The following is an 884-nucleotide window of genomic DNA, read 5'->3' as shown; positions in this document are numbered from 1 at the left end:
CCGACATCACCCAGGGCACGCTGACCGAAGAGGACATCGTCGCGATCGTCGAATACCTGGTACGGCTGCACGCCGGCGAGGAGTCGGCGGACAGGCCCCTTGAGGTCGACGACATCGACCACTTCGGCAACCGGCGGATCCGCAACGTCGGCGAGCTCATCCAGAACCAGGTCCGGCTGGGCCTGGCCAGGATGGAGCGGGTCGTGCGGGAGCGGATGACGACGCAGGACGTCGAGGCGATCACGCCGCAGACCCTGATCAACATCCGTCCCGTCGTGGCCGCGCTCAGGGAGTTCTTCGGGACCTCCCAGCTGTCGCAGTTCATGGACCAGATCAACCCGTTGTCCGGGCTGACGCACAAGCGGCGGTTGAACGCGCTGGGTCCCGGTGGTCTGTCGCGTGAGCGGGCGGGCTTCGAGGTTCGTGACGTTCACCCGTCCCACTACGGCCGGATGTGCCCGATCGAGACGCCGGAAGGCCCGAACATCGGCCTCATCGGGTATCTCGCCTGTTTCGCCCGGCTCAACGCCTTCGGGTTCGTCGAGACGCCCTACCGCAAGGTCGTCGACGGGAAGATCACCGACCGGATCGACTACCTCACCGCCGACGAGGAGGACCGCTACGTCAAGGCGCAGGCCAACACGGCGTTCAACGCCGACGGCTCCTTCGCCGAGGCCCGTGTCCTGGTCCGGACCAAGGGCGGTGAGACCGAACTCGCCCGCGCCGAGGAGGTCGACTACATCGACGTGTCACCGCGTCAGATGGTGTCGGTGGCGACCGCGATGATCCCGTTCCTGGAGCACGACGACGCCAACCGGGCGCTCATGGGCGCGAACATGATGCGTCAGTCGGTGCCGTTGCTGAAGAGCGAGGCGCCGCTGGTC

Annotated in this window: 1 pseudogene; it reads left to right on the top strand. The window is 66.9% G+C overall.

Annotated features, from left to right (window positions below):
• A pseudogene (locus ACFOYY_RS08005) lies at nt 1–884 on the top strand (DNA-directed RNA polymerase subunit beta); the annotation flags it as partial.

It is taken from the genome of Streptosporangium jomthongense (assembly GCF_042650425.1).
Taxonomy (GTDB): domain Bacteria; phylum Actinomycetota; class Actinomycetes; order Streptosporangiales; family Streptosporangiaceae; genus Streptosporangium.
This window is presented reverse-complemented; position numbering and strand designations above follow the sequence as displayed.